Source organism: Streptomyces sp. NPDC032822, assembly GCF_055578825.1.
Window position 1 is genome coordinate 704,207 of the sequence record NZ_JBVIOL010000002.1, and the last position, 21,100, is coordinate 725,306.

Sequence of the window (21,100 nt, forward strand, 5' to 3'; positions counted from 1 at the left end):
GTCACCGGCCACCCCCGTGCGTGTCCATGTCTCCCATGCCTCCGCTGTCACCGGTCCCGCCGCTGTCACCGGTCCCGCCGCCGCCCGTGCCGTCGGAGGTGCCGTGCATGCCGGGCGCGACAGGTCCGGCGGCGGACCCGATGGCGTACGACACCGTGAACATCACCGCCAGCAGCAGGAGGAAGCCGCAGAGCGCGGGCGGGGGCAGCAGCTTGCGCAGCACCTGTCGGGGCTCGTCCATCACCGGGTCTCCAGATCGCGTCGCACGGCGTCGGTCGGGTCGAGCCGTACCGATTCAGGAGTCGGAGAGGCCAGCGACCGAGTTCCGCGACAGAGGTATGGCGCGGGTCACAGCCACACCTGGTGAGCATCGCCCCTGCCGGTCGGGGTCGGATCCCGTACGACATCCCCGTGAGTGCACGGGTGCGCCCGACCCAGGAGCAGAAAACACGAAGGGTGCCGACCGAAAACCGGCCGGCACCCTTGGTGCGCGCAAAGAGAAGTGTTAAGTGAAGTGTGTCCGAGGGGGGACTTGAACCCCCACGCCCGATAAAGGGCACTAGCACCTCAAGCTAGCGCGTCTGCCATTCCGCCACCCGGACCAGGTGTCTGTCGCCCGGCCGGAGGGGTGCCCCGCGGCGACATGAACAACAATACCAAGCTTTCGGAGCGCCCTTCACCTGCATATCCGTCGCCAGAGCGCCGCCGCCGGACCGACCGCACCGAGGAATCCAAGGTCTCACCATGGGCGACTCGACGGCTACGCACAGCTCGCGCGGGCGGGGTGCGGACCGCGGGCGGGTGCCCCGTGGGCCGTGGACCGATGTTCGCCCTCCGGCCGGACCGGCAGGGCATCGACTGAGCCGCCGAACCGGACCGGACAGGGCAGGGCAGGGCAGGGCAGGGCATCGGCCGGCGTCTCGGGGTCACTCCGTGGTGCGGGTGTCGAACACCAGCGTTCGCAGGGCGCGTATCAGCACCGATGCCGTCTCCTCGTCCAGCGCGGCGAGGAACCGGCATTCCGCCGCCTGGCGCGCCCGCTCCGCCTGCCGCAGGCACTCCTGGCCCACGGCCGTCAGCTCGACGATGTTCTTGCGACGGTCCCGCGGGCTGCGCCGCCGCTCCACCAGCCCTTGGTCCTCCAGTCCGTCGATGAGCGACACCATCGTGGTGCGGTCGACGCCGAGGCGGGCGGCCGCCTCGGTCTGGGAGAGCGGTTCGCCGCCGGAGAGCACCACCAGGACGGACAGTTCATGGCCGTCCACACCGCATGGCGCGAGGGCCTCCGCGGATCTGCGGGCCAGCTTGGCCTGGGCGTGCTTGAGGAGGTAGCCGAGCCGCTCGTCGAGGGGCGCGGGTAACTGGTCGTCGGCCATGTCCCGACTGATATCCAGAACCGCTCGTCGATATCCCCGACAGCCGCGCGACTGTGGGGCCGGGTGGCGCCCGCGGGAGGCGGACGGCACCCGGCCACCGGTTCCTCGGCCGATCCGGCCGTCGGCGGGGACCGGGACCGGCCTGCCTGCCCCACCCCGCCGCCGGCCGGCCCTCACGGCATGTGCCGGTACTCCGGGAAGTTCCCCGGCAGCCGTTCCCCCGCCGGGCCCCGGGTCACGGCGCGCACCAGCAGTTCGCCGCCGACGAACGCACCCCGCCAGGACGCGCCGAACCCGCCGAACAGCTCGTCGCGGTCGCCGCGGGAGCGCGGTGTGCCGTGCCCGACCTTGAACGCCCGGATCTGCGGGGCGAGTCGGTCGAACGTCGCCCGGTCGTCCGTGGACAGCGTGGCCACCAGCGCGCCGTTGGACGCGTTCATCGCGGCGAGCAGCTCCGCCTCGGTGTCGACCAGGACGATGGTGTCGACCGGGCCGAAGGGTTCCGCGTGGTGCAGCGGCGAGGACGGCGGCGGGTTGAGCAGCGTGACCGGCTGGACGTATGCCGAGGTGTCCTGGCCGGGCAGGAAGCGCGCGTCGGAGGGCCGGCCGCGGTGCAGCGGGACGGCGCCGCGGTCGACGGCCTCGGCGACCTGGTCGTGAAGGTCCTTCGCCTTGGCCGCGTTGATGACGGGCCCGAAGTCCAGCTGCGGGTACGGGTCGTCGGGGTGCTCGACCGCGAGCGGGTGGCCGACCCGCAGGGTGCGGACCGCCGGGAGGTAGGCCGCCAGGAACTCGTCGAACAGCTCGCGCTGGACGACGAAGCGGGGGTATGCCGTGCAGCGCTGTTTGCCGTAGTCGAAGAGTTTCGGCACGGCCGCCGTGAGCGCGTCCCAGTCGGTGCAGTTCCAGATGCCCCAGGTGTTGAGTCCCTCCTGTTCGAGGATGTGCCGTTTGCCGAGGTCGGCGACGGCCGTGGCCACCGCGGCGCCGGTGTCGCGCCCGCCGACGAAGGAGACACAGCCGATCTCGGGCGCCCGTACCAGCGCCTCGGACAGCTCGCTTCCGCTGCCGCTGAGGAGGGTGACGGGAATTCCCTCGCGGGCGGCGAGCGCCGAGGCCAGGGTCAGACAGGCGACACCGCCGTCGGTCGGGGTCTTGGCGATGACCGCGTTGCCTGCCAGTGCCTGCACCAGCACTGCGTGAACGAGCACGCTCATCGGGTAGTTCCAGCTCGCGACGTTCGAGACCGGGCCGTCCAGCGGGGCCCTCCCGGCGAGCATGGGTTCGACGCCGTCGACGTACCAGCGCACGCCGTCGATGGCCCGGTCGACGTCCGCCTGGGCGAGCCGCCAGGGTTTGCCGATCTCCCAGACGAGCAGCAGGGCGAGGAGTTCCCGGTGTTCGGTGAGGGCGTCGAGGGTGGCCGCGACGCGGGCGCGCCGCTCGTCGAGAGGGATGTGCCGCCAGGCGCGGTGCTGGTCGAGCGAGGCGCGGACGGCCTGGTGGGCGGTGGTCCGGTCCAGGCGGGGCGGGCCGGCGATGGGGGTGCCGTCGACGGGGCTGGTGGCGGGCAGGGCCCGGCCGTCCGCCTGCCAGGCGGAGTCCCACAGGTTGAGGACGCGGTCGTCGCGGAACGCCTCGGGGGCGACGGCGAGGCAGCGTTGCCAGGCGTCGGTCCAGGACGTCCCGGTTTTCGGGGTGAGGGTGGTTGCCATCGGGGTTCTCCGCTCTCGGTGCACAGTCGGGGGCGGTAGTGCGTGGCCAGGAAGGACATTGACGGGGCGTCACGGATCCGGACAGTGACTCGGCGTCGACTGTGAGTGAGCTCACGCCTCCAGTTGGGCCAGCACCAGGCGGGCCGTCTCGGTGGGGGTGGAGCCGACCTTGACGCCGACCGCTTCCAGGGCCTCCTTCTTGGCCTGGGCGGTGCCGGCCGAACCGGACACGATCGCACCCGCGTGCCCCATCGTCCTGCCCTCGGGCGCGGTGAAGCCCGCGATGTAGCCGACGACGGGCTTGGTGACGTGCTCGCGAATGTAGGAGGCGGCGCTTTCCTCCGCGTCGCCGCCGATCTCTCCGATGAGGACGATGATCTCGGTGTCGGGGTCGTCCTGGAAGGCGGCGAGGCAGTCGATGTGGGTGGTGCCGACGACGGGGTCACCGCCGATGCCGACGCAGGTGGAGAAGCCGATGTCGCGGAGTTCGTACATGAGTTGGTAGGTGAGGGTGCCCGATTTGGAGACCAGTCCGATGCGGCCCGGTTTGGTGATGTCGGCGGGGATGATGCCCGCGTTGGACTGACCGGGGGTGATCAGGCCGGGGCAGTTCGGTCCGATGATCCGGGTGCACTTCGCCTTCGCGTACGCGGTGAAGGCGACGGAGTCGTGGACCGGGATGCCCTCGGTGATGACGACGGCGAGGCCGATGCCGGCGTCCGCGGCCTCGGTGACGGCCGCCCTGGCGAAGGCGGGCGGCACGAAGACGACGGTGACATCGGCTCCGGTCGACCGCATGCCGTCGGCGACCGATCCGAAGACGGGGACGGCACGGTCGTCGAAGTCCACGGTGTGGCCCGCCTTGCGCGGGTTGACGCCGCCGACGACGTTCGTGCCGGCCGCGAGCATGCGCCGGGTGTGCTTCATGCCCTCGCCGCCGGTCATGCCCTGGACGAGGACCTTGCTCTCCTTGCTGAGGTAGATCGCCATGTCGTCCCGTCTCCTCAGGCTGTCGTAGCGAGTTGGGCGGCACGGCCGGCGGCGCCGTCCATGGTGGTGGCCTGCTCGACGAGCGGATGGGCGTGCTCGTCGAGGATGGCGCGACCGCGGGCGGCGTTGTTGCCGTCGAGGCGGACGACGAGCGGCTTCGTCAACCGGACGGTGTCCAGGGCCCGCACGATGCCGTCGGCGACCGCGTCGCAGGCGGTGATCCCGCCGAAGACGTTGACGAAGACGGACTTCACGGCCGGGTCGGACAGGATGACCGACAGTCCGTCGGCCATGATCTGGGCGGACGCGCCGCCGCCGATGTCGAGGAAGTTGGCGGGGCGGGCTCCGCAGCCGGCGACCACGTCGAGGGTGGACATGACCAGGCCGGCGCCGTTGCCGATGATGCCGACCTCGCCGTCGAGTTTGACGTAGTTGAGGCCCCTGGCGGCGGCCCTCGCCTCCAGGGGGTCGTCGTGGGCCGCGCTCTCGGCGCCCCAACGGGTCTGCCGGAAGCGGGCGTTGTCGTCCAGGGTGACCTTGCCGTCGAGGGCGAGGATCTGGCCCCGCGCGGTGCGGACGAGCGGGTTGACCTCGACGAGGACGGCGTCCTCGCGGACCAGCACCTGCCACAGCCGCACCAGGACGTCGACGGTCTGCGGCGGCAGCCCGGCGGCCTCGGCGATCTCGACCGCCTTCGCCGAGGTGACGCCCTCGGCCGGGTCGACGTGGATCCGGGCGACGGCCTCCGGCCGGTCGGCGGCGACCTCCTCGATGTCCATGCCGCCCTCCGCGGAGGCGATGGCGAGAAAGCGTCCCGCGGCCCGGTCGAGGACGTAGGAGACGTAGAACTCGCTCTCGATGTCCACGGGTTGGGCCAGCATCACTGTGCCGACCGTGTGGCCCTTGATGTCCATGCCCAGGATCTGGCGGGCCGTCAACTCGGCGGCGGCCGGATCGGCGGCGAGTTTGACGCCGCCCGCCTTGCCTCGGCCACCGGTCTTCACCTGGGCTTTCACCACGACTCGACCGCCCAGCCTGCGGGCTGCCTCGCGCGCTCCCTTGGGCGAGTCGGTGATCTCCGCCCTCGGCACCACGATGCCGTGTTCCTCGAAGAGTTCCCTTGCCTGGTGCTCGTACAGGTCCATTCCGGCTCCCACCTAAAAGTGCCGCACGCCCCCTGGACACCACCCACCGGATGCGGGATAACAAGCTTCATACAGTATTCGTCGACTGTATGCAATGTACCGCGAGAGAGCTCCAACCCCCTACGAAGGGACAGGACTTCGCCATGCCCGACGACACCCAGGACGTGATTTCCGGTGGTCATCTCGTCGCCAAAGCCCTGAAGGCCGAGGGGGTCGATCGCATCTACACCCTGTGCGGCGGCCACATCATCGACATCTACGACGGCTGCGTCGACGAGGGCATAGAAGTCGTCGACGTCCGCCACGAGCAGGTCGCCGCCCATGCCGCCGACGGGTACGCCCGCATCACCGGCAAGCCCGGCTGCGCGGTCGTCACCGCGGGGCCCGGTACGACCGACGCCGTCACCGGTGTCGCCAACGCCTTCCGCGCCGAGTCCCCGATGCTGCTGATCGGCGGTCAGGGCGCCCTCACCCAGCACAAGATGGGCTCCCTCCAGGACCTGCCGCACGTCGACATGATGACGCCGATCACCAAGTTCGCGGCGGCCGTGCCGGACACGGCGCGCGCGGCGGACATGGTCTCCATGGCCTTCCGCGAGTGCTACCACGGGGCCCCCGGCCCCTCTTTCCTGGAGATCCCGCGCGACGTCCTCGACGCCAAGGTCCCGGTGGCCAAGGCACGGGTGCCGAAGGAAGGCGCCTACCGCGCCTCGACCCGGTCGGCCGGTGACCCCGAGGCGATCGAGAAGCTCGCCGACCTGCTCGTGCACGCCGAGAAGCCGGCCATCCTGCTGGGCAGCCAGGTGTGGACGACCCGGGGCACCGAGTCCGCCATCGACCTCGTACGGACCCTGAACATCCCCGCGTACATGAACGGCGCCGGCCGCGGCACCCTGCCTCCCGGCGACCCGCACCACTTCCAGTTGTCGCGCCGGTACGCCTTCTCCCACGCCGATGTCATCGTCATCGTCGGCACCCCCTTCGACTTCCGCATGGGCTACGGCAAGCGGCTCTCGCCGGACGCGACCGTCGTGCAGATCGACCTCGACTACCGGACCGTCGGCAAGAACCGCGACATCGACCTCGGGATCGTCGGCGACGCGGGTCTCGTCCTGAAGTCGGTCACCGAGGCGGCCTCCGGGCGCGTCAACGGGGGCGCCTCCAGGCGCAAGGAGTGGCTCGACGAGCTGCGGGCGGCCGAGCAGACCGCCCTGGAGAAGCGACTGCCCAGCCTGAAGTCGGACGCCTCGCCGATCCACCCGTACCGACTGGTCAGCGAGATCAACGACTTCCTCACCGAGGACTCCATCTACGTCGGCGACGGCGGCGACATCGTCACCTTCTCCGGTCAGGTCGTCCAGCCCAAGTCACCCGGCCACTGGATGGACCCGGGACCGCTCGGCACCCTCGGCGTCGGTGTCCCCTTCGTCCTCGCGGCCAAGCAGGCCCGGCCCGACAAGGAGGTCGTCGCCCTCTTCGGCGACGGCGCCTTCTCCCTCACCGGCTGGGACTTCGAGACCCTCGTCCGCTACGACCTGCCCTTCGTCGGCATCGTCGGCAACAACTCCTCCATGAACCAGATCCGTTACGGCCAGGCCGCCAAGTACGGCCCGGAGCGCGAGCGGGTCGGCAACACCCTCGGCGACGTCCACTACGACAAGTTCGCCCAGATGCTGGGCGGTCACGGCGAGGAGGTCCGCGACCCCGCCGACATCGGCCCCGCGCTCCGGCGCGCCCGCGAGTCGGGCAAGCCGTCGCTGATCAACGTCTGGGTCGACCCGGACGCGTACGCCCCCGGAACCATGAACCAGACCATGTACAAGTGAGGTGCCCCCGATGACCCCTCCCTCCTCAGGTCCCTCAGGAACGTCGGCCAAGGCTCTCGAAGGCATCCGCGTCCTGGACATGACGCACGTCCAGTCCGGACCGTCCGCGACCCAACTCCTCGCCTGGCTCGGCGCGGACGTCGTCAAACTGGAGGCGCCGACCGGTGACATCACGCGCAAACAGCTGCGCGACCTCCCGGACGTCGACTCCCTCTACTTCACGATGCTCAACTGCAACAAGCGGAGCATCACCCTCAACACCAAGACCGAGCGCGGCAAGGAGATCCTCACCGAGCTGATCCGGCGCTCGGACGTCATGGTCGAGAACTTCGGACCGGGCGCGATCGACCGCATGGGCTTCACCTGGGACCGCGTCCAGGAGATCAATCCGCGGATCGTCTATGCCTCCATCAAGGGGTTCGGGGACGGGCCGTACACCAACTTCAAGGCGTACGAGGTCGTCGCTCAGGCCATGGGCGGGTCGATGTCGACCACCGGGTTCGAGGACGGGCCGCCGCTGGCGACGGGGGCCCAGATCGGGGACTCGGGCACGGGCGTCCACGCCGTGGCGGGGATTCTCGCGGCGCTGTACCAGCGGGAGAACACCGGGCGCGGTCAGCGGGTCAATGTGGCCATGCAGCACGCTGTGCTCAACCTCTGCCGGGTGAAGTTGCGCGACCAGCAGCGCCTGGCCCACGGCCCGCTCGCCGAATATCCCAACGACGACTTCGGCGACGAGGTTCCCCGGTCCGGCAACGCGTCCGGCGGCGGCCAGCCCGGCTGGGCCGTCAGGTGCGCGCCGGGCGGTCCCAACGACTACGTGTACGTCATCGTCCAGCCCGTCGGCTGGAAGCCGCTCAGCGAGCTGATCGGCCGGCCCGAACTGGCCGCGGACCCCGAGTGGGCCACGCCGGAGTCGCGGCTGCCCAAGCTCGGCAAGATGTTCCAGCTGATCGAGGAGTGGTCGGCCACCCTGCCCAAGTGGCAGGTGCTGGAGAAGCTCAACGCCCACAACATCCCGTGCGGCCCGATCCTCTCCACCAAGGAGATCATCGAGGACGCGTCGCTGGTCGCCAACGAGATGGTCGTGAGGGTCCCGCACCCCCAGCGCGGCGAGTTCACCACCGTGGGCAGTCCGCTGAAGCTCTCCGACTCCCCCGTGGACGTGACCAGTTCGCCGCTGCTGGGCGAACACAACGAGGAGGTCTACGTCGGCGAGCTCGGTCTCGGCGACGAGGAGCTGCGCCTGCTCAAGTCGAACGGAGTGATCTGACGTGATGGCCGAAGACCGCCACCTGAGGGTGCGCACGCTCCTCGACTCCGTGCGGGCCGGGGGCCGGACGGCGCTGACCGCACCCGAGGGCAAGGTGATCGCCGACGCGTACGGGATCGCCGTGCCGGGCGAGGAACTGGCCACGGACGTCGAGGAGGCGGTGGCGTACGCGGCGCGCTTCGGCGGGCCCGTGGTGATGAAGATCGTCTCGCCGGACATCCTGCACAAGACCGACGCCGGCGGGGTGATCGTCGGCGTCGAGGGCTCGGCCGCGGTACGGGCCGCGTTCCACGAGATCGTCGACCACGCGCGTGCGTACGACGCCGCTGCCCGGATCGAGGGCGTACAGGTCCAGGAGCTGCTGCCCAAGGGGTTGGAGGTCATCGTCGGCGCGGTGACCGACCCGACGTTCGGGAAGGTCGTCGCGTTCGGGCTCGGCGGGGTGCTCGTCGAGGTCCTCAAGGACATCACGTTCCGCCTCGCGCCCCTGGACGCCGACGAGGCGCTGTCCATGCTGGACTCCATCCGGGCGGCGGAGATCCTGCGCGGAGTGCGCGGGGCGCCGGCCGTGGACCGGTGGGCGATCGCCGAGCAGATCCGCCGGGTCTCCCAACTGGTCGCGGACTTCCCGGAGATCGCCGAGGTCGACCTCAACCCGGTGATCGCCACCCCGGAGGGCGCGGTGGCCGCGGACATCCGGGTCCTTCTCGCCGAGTCGGTGGTCAAGCCCCGCCGCACGTACGGCCGCGACGAGATCCTCACCTCCATGCGCCGCCTGATGCAGCCCGCTTCGGTGGCCGTGATCGGCGCGTCCAACGAGCAGGGCAAGATCGGGAACTCGGTGATGCGCAACCTCATCGACGGGGGTTTCGCCGGGGAGATCCATCCGGTGAACCCCAGGGCCGATGACATTCTGGGCCGCAAGGCGTACAAGAGTGTCACCGACGTTCCCGGTGAGGTGGATGTGGCGGTCTTCGCGATCCCCGCCAAGTTCGTGGCCTCGGCCCTGGAGGAGGTGGGACGCAAGAAGATCCCGAACGCCGTGCTGATCCCCTCGGGGTTCGCGGAGACCGGCGAGCACGCACTCCAGGACGAGATCGTGGCGATCGCCGAACGGCACGGGGTGCGGCTGCTCGGACCGAACATCTACGGCTACTACTCCACGTGGCACGACCTGTGCGCCACGTTCTGCACGCCGTACGACGTCAAGGGCGGGGTGGCGCTCACCTCGCAGTCCGGCGGCATCGGGATGGCCATCCTGGGCTTCGCCCGGACCACCAGGACGGGCGTGTCGGCGATCGTCGGTCTCGGCAACAAGTCGGACCTGGACGAGGACGACCTGCTGACCTGGTTCGGCGAGGACCCGCACACCGAGTGCATCGCGATGCACCTGGAGGACCTCAAGGACGGGCGCGCGTTCGTCGAGGCGGCGCGGGCCGTCGTACCGAAGAAGCCGGTCGTCGTCCTGAAGGCCGGACGTACGGCGGCCGGCGCGAAGGCCGCCGGCTCACACACCGGGGCGCTGGCCGGCGACGACGCCGTGTACGACGACATCCTGCGGCAGGCCGGAGTCATCAGGGCACCCGGGCTGAACGACATGCTGGAGTACGCGCGCGCGTTGCCGGTGCTTCCCGCTCCCCGGGGCGACAACGTCGTGATCATCACCGGGGCAGGCGGCAGCGGCGTGCTGCTGTCCGACGCGGTGACCGACAACGGCCTCACCCTGATGGAGATCCCACCGGACCTCGACGCCTCGTTCCGGGAGTTCATCCCGCCCTTCGGGGCGGCGGGCAACCCGGTGGACATCACCGGGGGCGAGCCGCCGTCGACGTACGAGGCGACCATCCGGCTGGGCCTTGAGGACCCGCGCATCCACGCGCTCGTCCTCGGCTACTGGCACACCATCGTCACTCCCCCGATGGTCTTCGCCGAACTCACCGCGCGCGTGGTGGCCGAGTTCCGGGAGCGCGGCATCGAGAAGCCGGTCGTGGCGTCGCTCGCGGGCGACGTCGAGGTCGAGGAGGCCTGCCAGTACCTGTACGAGCGCGGAGTCGTGGCGTACCCGTACACGACCGAACAGCCGGTGGCCGTCCTCGGCGCGAAGTACCGCTGGGCGCGTGCGGCGGGGCTGCTGTGATGCCCGCGCACGTGCTGCACCGGCCGGGGGTCCGGAGCTTGGCTCCCCGGCGGGACGCGGCCCGCTGGGCGCGGGCGGCGGGGCTCCTGTGATGCCGACGCACACGGTGCACCGGCCGGGGGTCCGGGGCTTGGCCCTCCGGCGGGACACAGCCCGCTGGGCGCGGGCGGCGGGGCTGTTGGGGGGCTGTTCATGAGGTGACCCGGTGCGGGGGCCGGCCGACGGTGCGCGTCGGCCGGCCCCGGGACCCGTGCGCACACGAAAGGCATTGGACAGGGGGCGCTGGCCAGCACTTTCGACGCAAGGGGTGCGACACATATGACAACCACCGACTTCTCGACGTCCGTCCCCTACAGGGAGGTGACGGACCGCAACGGCCGCATGTACCGGATCGGTGAGAGCGACCGGGACATCATGGGACGGCCACGATGGACCATGGTGCTCTTCCCGTGGCTGGGAATGATGGGCATCAGCTCCTCGGAGTACGCGTTCACCTCGGCCGAGGACACCCTGCACGAGGCCCACCTGTGGGACAGCGGGCACATCTTCTGGCTGATGGGCGTCTGGGTGTTCTTCCAGGCCGCCGTCGCCTTCCCCGCCGGGCAGCTGCGGGAGAGCGGCAGGCTGCCCGCGCGGTACGCGATGATGCTCGGCGCGCTGGGCACGATCCTCGGCTATCTCTCGCTGGCGTTCGCGCCACACGTGATCGTCGCGTACATCGGGTTCGGCATGTTCAGCGGTATCGGTGCCGGTCTCGTCTACGCGACCTGCGTGAACATGGTCGGCAAGTGGTATCCGGAGCGCAAGGGCGGCAAGACCGGCATGGTCAACGGCGGTTTCGCCTACGGCTCGGTGCCCTTCGTGTTTCTGTTCACCTCGTACATGGATCTGAGCAACTACAAGGGCGTCCTGGTGCTGGTGGGCGTCATCTGCTGCTCTGTCGTGGCGTTCGCCGGGTGGTTCTTCAAGGATCCGCCGAAGAGCTGGTGGCCCGCGCACGTCGACCCGCTCAAGCAGACCGACGACCCGAAGATCCGCCGGGCGCTGGAGAAGAACCCGCCGGCGGTCAAGCAGTACACACCGAGGGAGGCCGCCCGTACACCCGTGCTGTGGATGATGTGGTTCTGTCTGCTGTGCACGGCCGGCATCAACATCTTCGGCATCGCCTTCCAGGTGCCGTTCGGCAAGGACATGGGCTTCGCGGGCGGCATCGTCGCCACGGCGATGTCCCTCAAGGCCATCGTCAACGGCACCGGACGCGGTGTGATCGGCTGGATCTCCGACAAGTTCGGGCGCCGCAACACCCTGGTCATCGTGTGTCTGGTGCTCGGCACCGCCCAGTTCGGCGTGCTGATCTCCGGCCAGATGGGCAGCATGCCGTTCTTCCTGTTCTGCTCCATGGTCTCCGGGTTCGGCGGCGGCGCGATCTTCCCGCTGTTCGCGGCGATGACCGCGGACTACTTCGGCGAGAACAACAACGCCTCCAACTACGGCATGGTCTACAGCTCGAAGCTGATCTCGGGGCTCGTGGGATCCGGGGTGGGCGCGGTCGTGGTCAGCGTGTGGGACTACGAGGGCGCGTTCGTCATAGCGGGTTCCATCGGTCTCGCCTCGGCGGTACTGGCGCTCTTCCTGAAGGCACCGGGCAGGCCGCAGGCCCGGCGTATCGCTCCCAACCCGCACCCGCTCGGTGAGGAGATGGCGTGACATGACGGCCGACCCCGTCGCACCGAACAGCTCGGCACACCCCGACGCCGCGAACCGTCCCTGCCGTGAAGTGACCGACGCGCACGGTCGCGTCTACCGCGTCGGCGAGAGCGACCTGGACGCCCTCGGCCACTCCCGCAGGCCCATGGTGTGTCCGCCGTGGATCGCCATGACGGCCATCAGCGTCTTCGCACACGCACACGGCTCGGCGGAGGACACCCTGTCCCACGCCCACGCCCACGGCTGGACGAAGGGCGACACCCGCGCGAAGACCGGCTTCGTCAACAGCGCGTACGCGCCGGCCGGCTGCGTGCCGATGGCGGCGGCGCTCGCGCTGCTGCCGCGGCAGCCGGGGCGCAGCCGTGACGGCACCCCGTGGGTCCTGGCGCAGCCCGCGGGCTGACGTCGACACGGCGTGCATGAGGCGGCCCTCCCCGGAGTCCGGGGAGGGCCGCCTCATGCGCGGAGCAACGGTCAGCACTTCTCCCGCAGCGAGTGCAGGTGCTTGCTGGAACGGCGTGCGAACGTGAAGGACTCGGTCGGGTTGTCGTGCTCGGCCTGCCAGTGGTGGGCGAGCCGTTCGCCGCGCAGCCGGGTCACGGCGGAGATGAACCGCTGGTAGTCGATGTCGCCGTCACCGACGTCGGTCATGCGGTAGCCGTACTGGTTCGCCGGGTCGCTCACCCCGTCCTTGACGTGGAACAGCGGGTAGCGGTGGGGCCGCTTGAGGACGTAGTCGAGGGGTTCGAACGGCGCGGGGGTGCCGTCCGGCCGCTTGGAGAAGCGGAACTGGCCCGAGTACGCCCAGTAGATGTCCATCTCCAGGAACACCAGGTCGGGGTCGGTCTCGGCGAGCAGCACGTCGTAGAGACGGACCTTGGGGTTGTCGGTGGCGAAGGAGAACTCCTCGGAGTGGTTGTGCTGGTAGAACTTCATGCCGCGCGCCCGCGCCGCCGCTCCGTAGGTGTTGAACTCCTCGGCCGCCCGCTTCCACGCGTCGACGGTCGAGCCGTAGCGGAAGGGGCCGGAGGCGGTGCCGATGTGCTTGAGGCCGAGGGCCTGGGCGTCGTCGAGGACCTTGGTGAGGTTCTGGGCGAAGGTGTAGGCGTTCGGGTCGTCGGCGTAGTAGCCGACGTGGCTGCCGATCGGGTTCAGACCGTGGCTCCTCGCCAGCCGCTTGAGCTGGGCGAGGGTGATCGGGCCGGCCGAGCCCTGGGTGTATCCGGCGAACTCGACCTCGTCGTAGCCGTACTTCTCCAGTTCGGCGAAGACGGGGGCGAAGCCCAGCGTGGAGACCTTGTCGCGCAGGCTGTACAGCTGGATGCCGAGCCGTCCGGGCGGCAGGACGGGACGGCCCCGGCCGGCGCCGCCGGACGCGGTCTCGGTGGCGGCGCCGGCGGGGGCCGCGGCGGCGCCGAGCAGGGCGGCGGCGGTGGCTCCGGCGGCCACGCCGAGCATGCCTCGTCTGCTGAGGCGGTGGGTGAGTTCGGGGTCGGTCTGGAAGGTGCGGCTCATGCCTGGAACTCCTCGTTGTCGCAGGTCGCGGGGTGTTGTCAGTGCTGGGTGCTTCACTGGTGACCAGTCAGGAAAGACCGGCGAGCCGAAGCAGCAGTGCTTTCACGTCGGTGGCCGCGACGCGGTCTCCGACAGCGCGGGGGGTGGAGCAGATGAGGAGCGGACCGTCGTCGTCGCTCGCGGGAAGGCGGCCGTGGCTGCCGCGAATAGGTGAGGGATCCAGCGGCACGACCGCCATGCGGTAGCGCATGCCGAGTTTCTTGCGGGCCAGTGCCGTGGCCGCCTTCACCTTCACATAGGGGTCGAGCGGGTCCATGAAGAGTTCGACCGGGTCGTAGCCGGGTTTGCGGTGGATCTCGACGAGTCGCGCGAAGTCGGGCGCGCGGGCGTCGTCGAGCCAGTAGTAGTACGTGAACCAGGCGTCCGGCTCCGCGACGGCGACGAGTTCGCCGGAGCGCGGATGGTCGAGGTGGTGGGCCTTCTTGCCCTCGTCGTCGAGGAGTTGCTCGATTCCGGGCAGTCCGTCCAGGGCGGCCCGGGTCGCGTCGAGGTCTTCCGGCCGGCGGACGTAGACGTGGGCGATCTGGTGGTCGGCGACGGCGAAGGCCCGGGAGGCCATCGGGTCGAGGTACTCCATGCCGTCCTGGGTGTGGACTTCGAGCAGTCCGGCCCTGCGCAGCGCGCGGTTGATGTCGACGGGGCGGTCCGCGCGGGTGATCCCGTACTCGGACAGGGCGACGACGGTACGGCCCTCGGCGCGGGCGTCGTCCAGCAGTGGGGCCAGCGCGGCGTCGAGGTCGGCCGCCGCCTTCAGGGAGCGGGGGTCGTCGGGGCCGAACCGCTGCAGGTCGTAGTCGAGATGAGGGAGGTAGCAGAGCGTCAGGTCGGGCCGTCGGGTGTGGATGACGTGCCGGGTCGCGTCGATGATCCAGCGGCTGGAGACCAGGTCCGCGCCGGGTCCCCAGAAGTGGAAGAGGGGGAAGGTGCCGAGTTTCTCGGTGAGTTCGTCGTGGAGTGCGGCGGGCCGCGTGTAGCAGTCGGGTTCCTTGCGGCCGTCGGCGTAGTAGATCGGACGGGGGGTGAGGGTGATGTCGGTGTCGGCACCCATGGCGTACCACCAGCAGATGTTGGCGACGGTGTAGCCGGGGTGCGCGCGGCGGGCGGCGTCCCAGAGTTTGTCTCCGGCGACCAGGCCGTTGTGCTGACGCCACAGGAGCACGTCGCCCAGCTCGCGGAAGTACCAGCCGTTGCCGACGATGCCGTGTTCCGAGGGGTGGGTGCCGGTGAGGAACGTGGACTGGGCGGCGCAGGTGACGGCGGGCAGGACGGTGCCGAGCGGCGCACGGGAACCGGCCTGGCCGAGCGCCTTGAGGTGGGGCATGTGGTGCAGGAGACGGGGGGTGAGGCCGACGACGTCGAGGACGAGAAGGGGGGTGGGAGCGGTCGTGGGGGCAGAGGCGGGGTCCGCGGTGGTCCGGTGGGCGCCCGTGGGAGCTTCGTCCGTGCTCATGGCAGCTCCTTCAGGCCGAGGTCCGTCAACAGGTCGCGGGCGAGGGTGAGTTCGGCGGCGATGCCGTCGGCGAGCTGGGCGCGGGCGCGGGGCCGCAGTTCGGGCGGGAGCGCCTGCCAGGTGTAGGTCTCGACTTCGAGGTGGTGGGTGAGCGGGTGCGGGCCGCCGACGAGCCGGGTCAGGGCGTCCTGCAGGACGGGGAGGGTGGAGGTGAGGGGTGCGGCGGGGGCCGCGTGCAGGGGGACGTGGAAGTGGGCGCGCCAGGGGCCCGCGTCGGGCAGCGCGTCGCCCTTGAGTGCCTCGCCGAGGTCGTCGGTGCCGCGGAGGCCGGCGGCGGTCGCGGTGCGGGTCTGGTGCAGGAAGCGGGGTTCGTCGAAGTCGGCGAGGGCCTCGCGGACTTCGGGGAGATGGGGGTGTTCGGCGTGCAGGGCGGCCGAGAGCTGCGACTTCACCACGGGTACACCGGCCCGGGTGAGCGCGTCCAGGGCGGTGTGCGGGTCTTCGAAGGAGGTGGCGAGGTGGCAGGTGTCGACGCAGATGCCGATGCGGTCGTGGCCGATCGCGGTGAGCGGGGCGATGGCGTCGGCGGTGGTTTCGACGACGCATCCGGGTTCGGGTTCGAGGCCGACCCGGATGGAGCGGCCGGTCAACTCCGCCAGGGCGTCCAGCCGTTGGCCGAGGGCGGTGAGGGCGGTCCGGGCCGCCTCGGTGCGCAGCTCCGTGGCGGTGCGCACCGGTGGCACCGAGCCGTCGGCGCGTGGCAGGGCGGTGCGCCAGGCGAGGGGCAGCGTGGAGATGCTGCCCTCGGTGACGTCGTCGGGGAGGAGGACGGCGAGGACCCGTGCCAGGGCGGTGGTGTGGTCGAGGCGTTCGGGGTCGGCCCAGTCCGGCAGGTAGACGCGGTACTTGACCTCCTCGGCGCCGAAGCCCTGGTAGGGGAAGCCGTTGAGTGTGACGACCTCCAGGCCGCGCCGGTCGAGTTCGGTGCGCAGCGCGCGCAGCGCGGACGGGTCGGTGACGAGGGCGTCGGCGGCGTCCTTGGCGAGCCACAGGCCGATGCCGAGACGGTCGCGGCCCAGGCGTCTGCGGACGGGTTCGCAGTGGTCCCGGAGCTGGGCGAGGACACCGTCGAGGGTTTCGGCGGGGTGGACGTTGGTGCAGTAGGCGAGGTGGACGGTGGAGCCGTCGGGGTGGCGGAAGCGCATCGCTCACTCCCCGCCGCGCAGCACGGAGTTGCCCTCATGGGTGGCGTCGGGTGGGCCGACGTCCAGGTTCAGACGGCCGCTGAGCCCGTAGAAGGCGACCGGGTTGCGCCACAGCACCCGGTCCACCTCGTCCTCGGTGAAGCCCTCGGCCAGCATCAGATCGCCGACCCGCCGGGTCTTCAGGGGATCGCTGCGGCCCCAGTCGGCGGCGGAGTTCACCAGCACCCGCTCGGGTCCGTGGACGCGCAGGATCGCGACCATCCGCTCCTCGTCCATCTTGGTGTCCGGATAGACGGAGAACCCGAGCCAACAGCCGCTGTCCCTGGCCTCCTTGACGGTGGTCTCGTTGAGATGGTCGACCAGGACACGGTCCGGGGGCAGGGCGGACTCCCGGACGACGTCGAGGGTGCGGCGCAGGCCGGCGAGTTTGTCGCGGTGCGGGGTGTGGACGAGCGCGGGCAGCCCGTGGTCGGCGGCGAGCTGCAGCTGCGCGGTCAGGGCGGTGTCCTCGGCGGGGGTCATCGAGTCGTAGCCGATCTCCCCGACCGCCACGACCTGGTCCTTGACGAGATACCGGGGCAGTTCGTCGAGGACGGGGACACAGCGCGGGTCGTTCGCCTCCTTGGGGTTGAGCGCGAGGGTGCAGTGGTGCGCGATGTCGTACTGGGCGGCCCGGAAGGGCTCCCAGCCCAGCAGGGAGTCGAAGTAGTCGAGGAAGGAGGCCGGCGAGGTGCGGGGCTGGCCGAGCCAGAAGGACGGCTCGACGACGGCGCGGACGCCGGCGGCGCGCATGGCCTCGTAGTCGTCGGTGGTGCGGGACGTCATGTGGATGTGGGGGTCGAAGATGCGCATCAGAACTCCTCGCCGTCGCCGCCGGCCTCGCCCTTCGGGGCGGGCGCGGCGGCCGTGGGGTCGGTCGGGGTCAGCACGCGGTACAGGTCGTCGGGCACCGGTCGGCCGGCGGCGGTGCGTTCGTCGGCGTAGTCGCCGAGCATGCGGGCGAGTTCCGTGTCGGCGCGGGCCCGCCGGTCCAGGTCGGCCACCTCGTCGACGGGCACACCGGTGAACAGGCACTTCAGAACGGCGTGCCGCCAGGCGTGCGCCGGCAGGTGCCGGGCGGCGTACGGGCCGACCGCGGCGGCGAGCAGGCGCGTGTCGTTGGTGCGCAGGGCGTCCTCGATTAGCGGGAGGGCGTCCGGGCCCGGCACCAGGTGGGGCAGGGCGTGCAGGACGGCTCGGCGTTCGGCGGCGGTGCCCTGGAGGTAGACGCGGGTCAGGGCGGCCGTGTCGGCGTGGGCGGCGTGCAGGATGAGGACCCGCACGGCGTCGGCGTACGCGGGGCCGCAGCGGCGCCCCGCCTCGGCGAGCCGTAGCTCCCACACGGAGATGGGCCCGGGTCCGCCCGGGTGGGCGGCGGCCTCCTCCAGGGCCTGGTCGAGCCAGGCGCGGGCCGCTCCGGCGAGGTGGGCGGCGATGCGGTCGTGCAGGTCGGGCAGGGGGATGCGGGCGAGGGTGGCGCCCTGGAGGTCCGATGCCGGGGTGACCGGGTCGGTGGGGAGGCGGGTCATGAGGTGCTCCCTTGTGAGGGCGCCGCCGCGTGACGGAGGAACGGGAGGGACAGTTCGGCGAAGTGAGGGCCGGCATGGGAGTGGCGGGGCAGTTCCACGACGGTCAGGCCCTGGTAGCCGGCGTCGGACAGGGCGGTGAGCACCGGCGGGAAGTCGATGTCGCCGTCTCCGAACGGGAGGTGCTCGTGGACGCCGCGGCGCATGTCCTCGATCTGGACGTGCCGCAGCCAGGGAGCGGCCTCGCGGACGCAGTCGGCGGGAGAGAGGGGTTCCAGGCACTGGCAGTGACCGATGTCGAGGGTCAGTCCGAGGGGCTCCGGGTCGCCGAGGGCCCCCCGGAGCCGGTGGAAGTCCGCCAGGGTGGCGAGCAGATGACCCGGTTCGGGCTCGACGGCCAGGGGGACGCCCGCGTTCCCGGCCGCGTCCAGGACCGGGGCGAGCGTGTCGGCCAGACGCTTCCGCGCCGTGTCCGGGTCCGTTCCCCGCGGGGTGATGCCGCTGAAGCAGTGGACGGCGTGAGCACCGAGGTCGGCGGCCACCCGGACGGCACGCATCAGCAGGTCGACGCGTCGGGCCCGGTCGTCCGGGTCGGGGTCCAGCAGGGAGGGGCCGTGTTTGCGCCGGGGGTCGAGCACATAGCGGGCGCCCGTCTCCACGGTGACCGACAGCCCGAGCGCGTCCAGCCGGTGTGCGAGGCGGCGGGTGCGGGCGGCCAGGTCGGGGGCGAACGGGTCGAGGTGCATGTGGTCGAGGGTCAGCCCGACGCCGTCGTAGCCGAGGTCGGCGAGGAGGTCCAGGGCGTCGTCGAGGCGGAGGTCGGTGAGGCCGTTGGTGCCGTAGCCGAAGCGGAGGGGGTGGTCGGAAGGGGCGGGGGCCGAGGGGACGAGGCCGGGGGTGGGTGCCGGAGGGGAGGTGTGTGCGGGGTGGCGGGCCGCCGGGCTCATGTGACGCTCACCTTCCTCGCGAACCGTCCGGCGAGTGGGGCCAGTGCCGCCGTGAGCAGGGCGACGACGGGGGCGCCCGAGCGGGCGGAGAGGGCGGCCTGGAGCGGGATGGTGGCGCGGATGCCGCCGCCGACGGCTCGTTGGGTGAGCGGGGGTGACGGGTTGAGCGTGGCGTGGAAGTAGGGGCGGGCCGCGGTCGTGGCGTAGGCGGCGGCGAGTGCGGTGCGCAGCGCGGCGTCCCGTGCGGGCTTCGGAGCGGCGCGTCTCCCGGAGGGACGGGACAGCAGCCGGGTCAGTCCGGCGGTCGTGGCCAGGGCCGTCAGGGGGACCAGGGGTGCGCCGCCCCGGGTCTCCCGGCGCGAGACGGTGGTGACGGTGAGGGTGTGGGCGCTGAGGAGGGCGGCGGAGGGAAGGGCCCGGCGGAGGGCACTCCCGATGGCGTCGGCCGCGGCCGGGGCGGTGGCTGTGGCGGTGGCAGTGGCAGTGGCACCGAGGAGCAGGTCCAGGCCTCGGGCCGTCGCCATGGCGGCGGGGCCCGCCGGGGTGCGCTTCAGCCCGAGGTCGTACGCCCAGACGGTCGCCGCCAGGGCGGTCGCGACGGCAAGGGTGGGGCGGCCGGCGCGGGCGGCCAGGGACAGGCCGGCGCCGGTGAGGGCACAGGCCGCCGCGAGGGCCGCCGCCGGGCGGATCCGGCCGGAGGGGAGCGGGCGGTGCGGGCGTTCGGCGGCGTCCTCGTCCCGGTCGGCCCAGTCGTTGAGGGCCATCCCGGCCTCGTACAGACAGAGGGAGGAGCCGATGGCGAGCAGGGTGCGGGAGTTGGGGCGTACGGTCGCGGCGGCGGCCCCGGCGAGGGCGTCGCCGGGGACGGTGAACAGGGCGGGGACCCGGAGCAGTTCGGCCCAGGCGGCTGCTCCCGAGCCGGCCGCCGGGCCCGGCTCACGGGCACCGTCACGTCGGCCGCCGTTCATCGCGCCGCCCCGTCCCGCAGCCGTTCCCCGAACCCCGTCAGTGCCGCGTACTGCTCTCCCAGGGCGGACGGCCCCTCCCCCACCGGGTCCTTGAAGTAGAAGCCCAGCTCGGTCAGCGGGCCGGCGAGGCCTCGCTCGTGGGCGCGGGCGAGAAGGCGGGCCAGGTCGAGGACCAGGGGCGCGGCCAAGGCGGAGTCGCAGCCCTGCCAGGTGGTCTGGAGGATCATGCGGGCGCCGAGGAAACCGTCGAAGGCGATGTGGTCCCAGGCGGTCTTCCAGTCGCCGAGGACGGGGACGTCGTCGATGTGGACCTCGCCCTCGGGGACCGTGCCGAGGGTGTCGGCGAGGACGCGCTCCTTGCCGGCGTTCTTCGCCGCCGCGGCGGCCGGGTCGGCGAGGGAGGCGCCGTCGCCGCCGCCCAGCAGATTGGTGCCGGACCAGGCTCGCACGGCGAGCGCCCGCTGGGTGAACATCGGGCCCAGCACCGAGCGGAGCAGTGTCTGTCCGGTCTTCCCGTCCCGGCCGGCGTACGGCAGTCCCGACGCTTCGGCGAGCGGTTCGAGGGCTGGGTGGTGGAGGCCGGTCGACGGGGTGAAGTTGACGTAGGGGCAGCCCGCGCGCAGGGCGGCTGCCGCGTAGAGGGAGCTGGCGGGCAGGTCCGTGCCGGTGGCGGCCGGCTCCGTGGAGGCGACGTTCACCACGACGGCGCGGTCCAGGCCTCGCCGTCCTACGAAGTCCCGCAGGTCCTCGGTGAAGGCGGCGATCAGTTCGTCCGCGCCGCGGGTGTCTCCCGGGATCGGGCCGCCCTGTCTGATCTCGCGGTCGGCGGCGGCCAGTTCGGCTCCGATCGCCGCGGGAAGGCCGTGCGGCAGGACGCCGCCGGCCGCCAGTGCCTCCGCGCGTTTGGGCAGCGGGCAGTCCAGCGTGTCGTGGCCGCCGAAGACGAGGGACGTCAAGGCCGGCAGGCCGCTGTCGGTGAAGGCGGGGGTCTCCGTGACCAGGCCGGTCGGTGGGTGCAGGCCCGCGCTGACGGCGGCGCAACCGGCGACGACCGTGGTGGCGACGGAGCCACGCGCTCCGATCAGCCAGACACCGACACGCGGTGCGGAACCGGGCACGGAAACGGACTCGGTCATGGGCAGCCTCCTTGTCGAACACGTCGTACGAGACCTCGGGGCCGTGGGACACCGGCCGGTGGTACCGGCCCCGAGGTGGGGTGAA

Annotated in this window: 17 protein-coding genes, 1 tRNA gene and 1 pseudogene; 5 read left to right on the top strand and 14 right to left on the bottom strand. The window is 71.5% G+C overall.

Annotated elements, in window-relative coordinates; translation table 11 throughout:
- Nucleotide 1 precedes the first annotated feature (1 nt).
- From ACZ5VD_RS08785 to sucC, 6 genes are all read right to left on the bottom strand, one after another.
- Nucleotides 2-241 (bottom strand): hypothetical protein, encoded by a 240-nt coding sequence (locus tag ACZ5VD_RS08785; protein ID WP_468681589.1) that lies wholly within the window; start codon nucleotides 239-241, stop codon nucleotides 2-4.
- A gap of 276 nt (nucleotides 242-517) precedes the next feature.
- Nucleotides 518-602 (bottom strand) — tRNA-Leu (locus ACZ5VD_RS08790).
- Nucleotides 603-926: 324 nt separating this feature from the next.
- The gene (locus tag ACZ5VD_RS08795) at nucleotides 927-1,376 is read right to left on the bottom strand and encodes a MarR family winged helix-turn-helix transcriptional regulator (protein WP_468681591.1); all 450 of its coding nucleotides are present in this window, start codon (nucleotides 1,374-1,376) and stop codon (nucleotides 927-929) included.
- A 173-nt stretch (nucleotides 1,377-1,549) separates the two neighbouring features.
- Nucleotides 1,550-3,091: an aldehyde dehydrogenase family protein gene (locus ACZ5VD_RS08800; RefSeq protein ID WP_468551216.1), complete on the bottom strand. Its 1,542-nt coding sequence runs from the start codon at nucleotides 3,089-3,091 to the stop codon at nucleotides 1,550-1,552.
- A gap of 111 nt (nucleotides 3,092-3,202) precedes the next feature.
- Nucleotides 3,203-4,081, bottom strand: a complete 879-nt coding sequence (gene sucD, locus ACZ5VD_RS08805; protein ID WP_468681593.1) for a succinate--CoA ligase subunit alpha — start codon at nucleotides 4,079-4,081, stop codon at nucleotides 3,203-3,205.
- Between the two features lie 14 nt (nucleotides 4,082-4,095).
- Nucleotides 4,096-5,226: an ADP-forming succinate--CoA ligase subunit beta gene (sucC, locus tag ACZ5VD_RS08810; RefSeq protein WP_468551214.1), complete on the bottom strand. Its 1,131-nt coding sequence runs from the start codon at nucleotides 5,224-5,226 to the stop codon at nucleotides 4,096-4,098.
- 143 nt (nucleotides 5,227-5,369) lie between these two features.
- Here sucC and ACZ5VD_RS08815 point away from each other — a divergent pair, with 143 nt between their 5' ends.
- The 5 genes and pseudogenes from ACZ5VD_RS08815 to ACZ5VD_RS08835 all read left to right on the top strand — a co-directional run.
- Nucleotides 5,370-7,052 (top strand): thiamine pyrophosphate-binding protein, encoded by a 1,683-nt coding sequence (locus ACZ5VD_RS08815; protein WP_468681594.1) that lies wholly within the window; start codon nucleotides 5,370-5,372, stop codon nucleotides 7,050-7,052.
- A gap of 10 nt (nucleotides 7,053-7,062) precedes the next feature.
- Entirely contained in the window at nucleotides 7,063-8,325 is a 1,263-nt protein-coding gene (gene frc / locus ACZ5VD_RS08820) for a formyl-CoA transferase (RefSeq protein ID WP_468551212.1), read from the top strand.
- Between the two features lie 4 nt (nucleotides 8,326-8,329).
- The gene (locus tag ACZ5VD_RS08825) at nucleotides 8,330-10,462 is read left to right on the top strand and encodes an acetate--CoA ligase family protein (RefSeq protein WP_468551211.1); all 2,133 of its coding nucleotides are present in this window, start codon (nucleotides 8,330-8,332) and stop codon (nucleotides 10,460-10,462) included.
- 318 nt (nucleotides 10,463-10,780) lie between these two features.
- Nucleotides 10,781-12,169 carry an OFA family MFS transporter gene (locus tag ACZ5VD_RS08830; RefSeq protein WP_468681596.1) on the top strand — a complete coding sequence of 463 codons (1,389 nt, stop codon included), beginning with the start codon at nucleotides 10,781-10,783 and terminating at the stop codon, nucleotides 12,167-12,169.
- A 1-nt stretch (nucleotide 12,170) separates the two neighbouring features.
- Nucleotides 12,171-12,431, top strand: a pseudogene (locus ACZ5VD_RS08835) (MFS transporter); the annotation flags it as partial.
- 212 nt (nucleotides 12,432-12,643) lie between these two features.
- Here the strand turns inward: ACZ5VD_RS08835 and ACZ5VD_RS08840 are convergent.
- The 8 genes from ACZ5VD_RS08840 to ACZ5VD_RS08875 all read right to left on the bottom strand — a co-directional run bounded on the left by ACZ5VD_RS08840 (nucleotide 12,644) and on the right by ACZ5VD_RS08875 (nucleotide 21,015).
- Complete coding sequence (locus tag ACZ5VD_RS08840) at nucleotides 12,644-13,684, bottom strand: sugar phosphate isomerase/epimerase family protein (RefSeq protein ID WP_468551209.1); 1,041 nt, start codon at nucleotides 13,682-13,684, stop codon at nucleotides 12,644-12,646.
- Between the two features lie 67 nt (nucleotides 13,685-13,751).
- Entirely contained in the window at nucleotides 13,752-15,194 is a 1,443-nt protein-coding gene (locus tag ACZ5VD_RS08845) for a nucleotide pyrophosphatase/phosphodiesterase family protein (RefSeq protein ID WP_468681598.1), read from the bottom strand.
- Nucleotides 15,191-16,399 (bottom strand): metabolite traffic protein EboE, encoded by a 1,209-nt coding sequence (eboE, locus tag ACZ5VD_RS08850; protein WP_468681600.1) that lies wholly within the window; start codon nucleotides 16,397-16,399, stop codon nucleotides 15,191-15,193. Before eboE ends, ACZ5VD_RS08845 begins: the two co-directional genes overlap by 4 nt.
- Before the next feature lie 3 nt (nucleotides 16,400-16,402).
- Nucleotides 16,403-17,251 carry a TatD family hydrolase gene (locus ACZ5VD_RS08855; protein WP_468551206.1) on the bottom strand — a complete coding sequence of 283 codons (849 nt, stop codon included), beginning with the start codon at nucleotides 17,249-17,251 and terminating at the stop codon, nucleotides 16,403-16,405.
- Complete coding sequence (locus tag ACZ5VD_RS08860) at nucleotides 17,251-17,967, bottom strand: EboA domain-containing protein (protein ID WP_468551205.1); 717 nt, start codon at nucleotides 17,965-17,967, stop codon at nucleotides 17,251-17,253. Before ACZ5VD_RS08860 ends, ACZ5VD_RS08855 begins: the two co-directional genes overlap by 1 nt.
- Nucleotides 17,964-18,911, bottom strand: coding sequence for a sugar phosphate isomerase/epimerase family protein (locus ACZ5VD_RS08865; RefSeq protein WP_468681602.1), 948 nt, complete (start codon nucleotides 18,909-18,911; stop codon nucleotides 17,964-17,966). Before ACZ5VD_RS08865 ends, ACZ5VD_RS08860 begins: the two co-directional genes overlap by 4 nt.
- The gene (locus tag ACZ5VD_RS08870; RefSeq protein ID WP_468681604.1) at nucleotides 18,908-19,879 is read right to left on the bottom strand and encodes an SCO3242 family prenyltransferase; all 972 of its coding nucleotides are present in this window, start codon (nucleotides 19,877-19,879) and stop codon (nucleotides 18,908-18,910) included. The genes ACZ5VD_RS08865 and ACZ5VD_RS08870 overlap by 4 nt, the downstream gene beginning before the upstream one ends.
- Nucleotides 19,876-21,015 carry an inositol-3-phosphate synthase gene (locus tag ACZ5VD_RS08875; RefSeq protein WP_468681606.1) on the bottom strand — a complete coding sequence of 380 codons (1,140 nt, stop codon included), beginning with the start codon at nucleotides 21,013-21,015 and terminating at the stop codon, nucleotides 19,876-19,878. Before ACZ5VD_RS08875 ends, ACZ5VD_RS08870 begins: the two co-directional genes overlap by 4 nt.
- Between the last annotated feature and the right edge of the window lie 85 nt (nucleotides 21,016-21,100).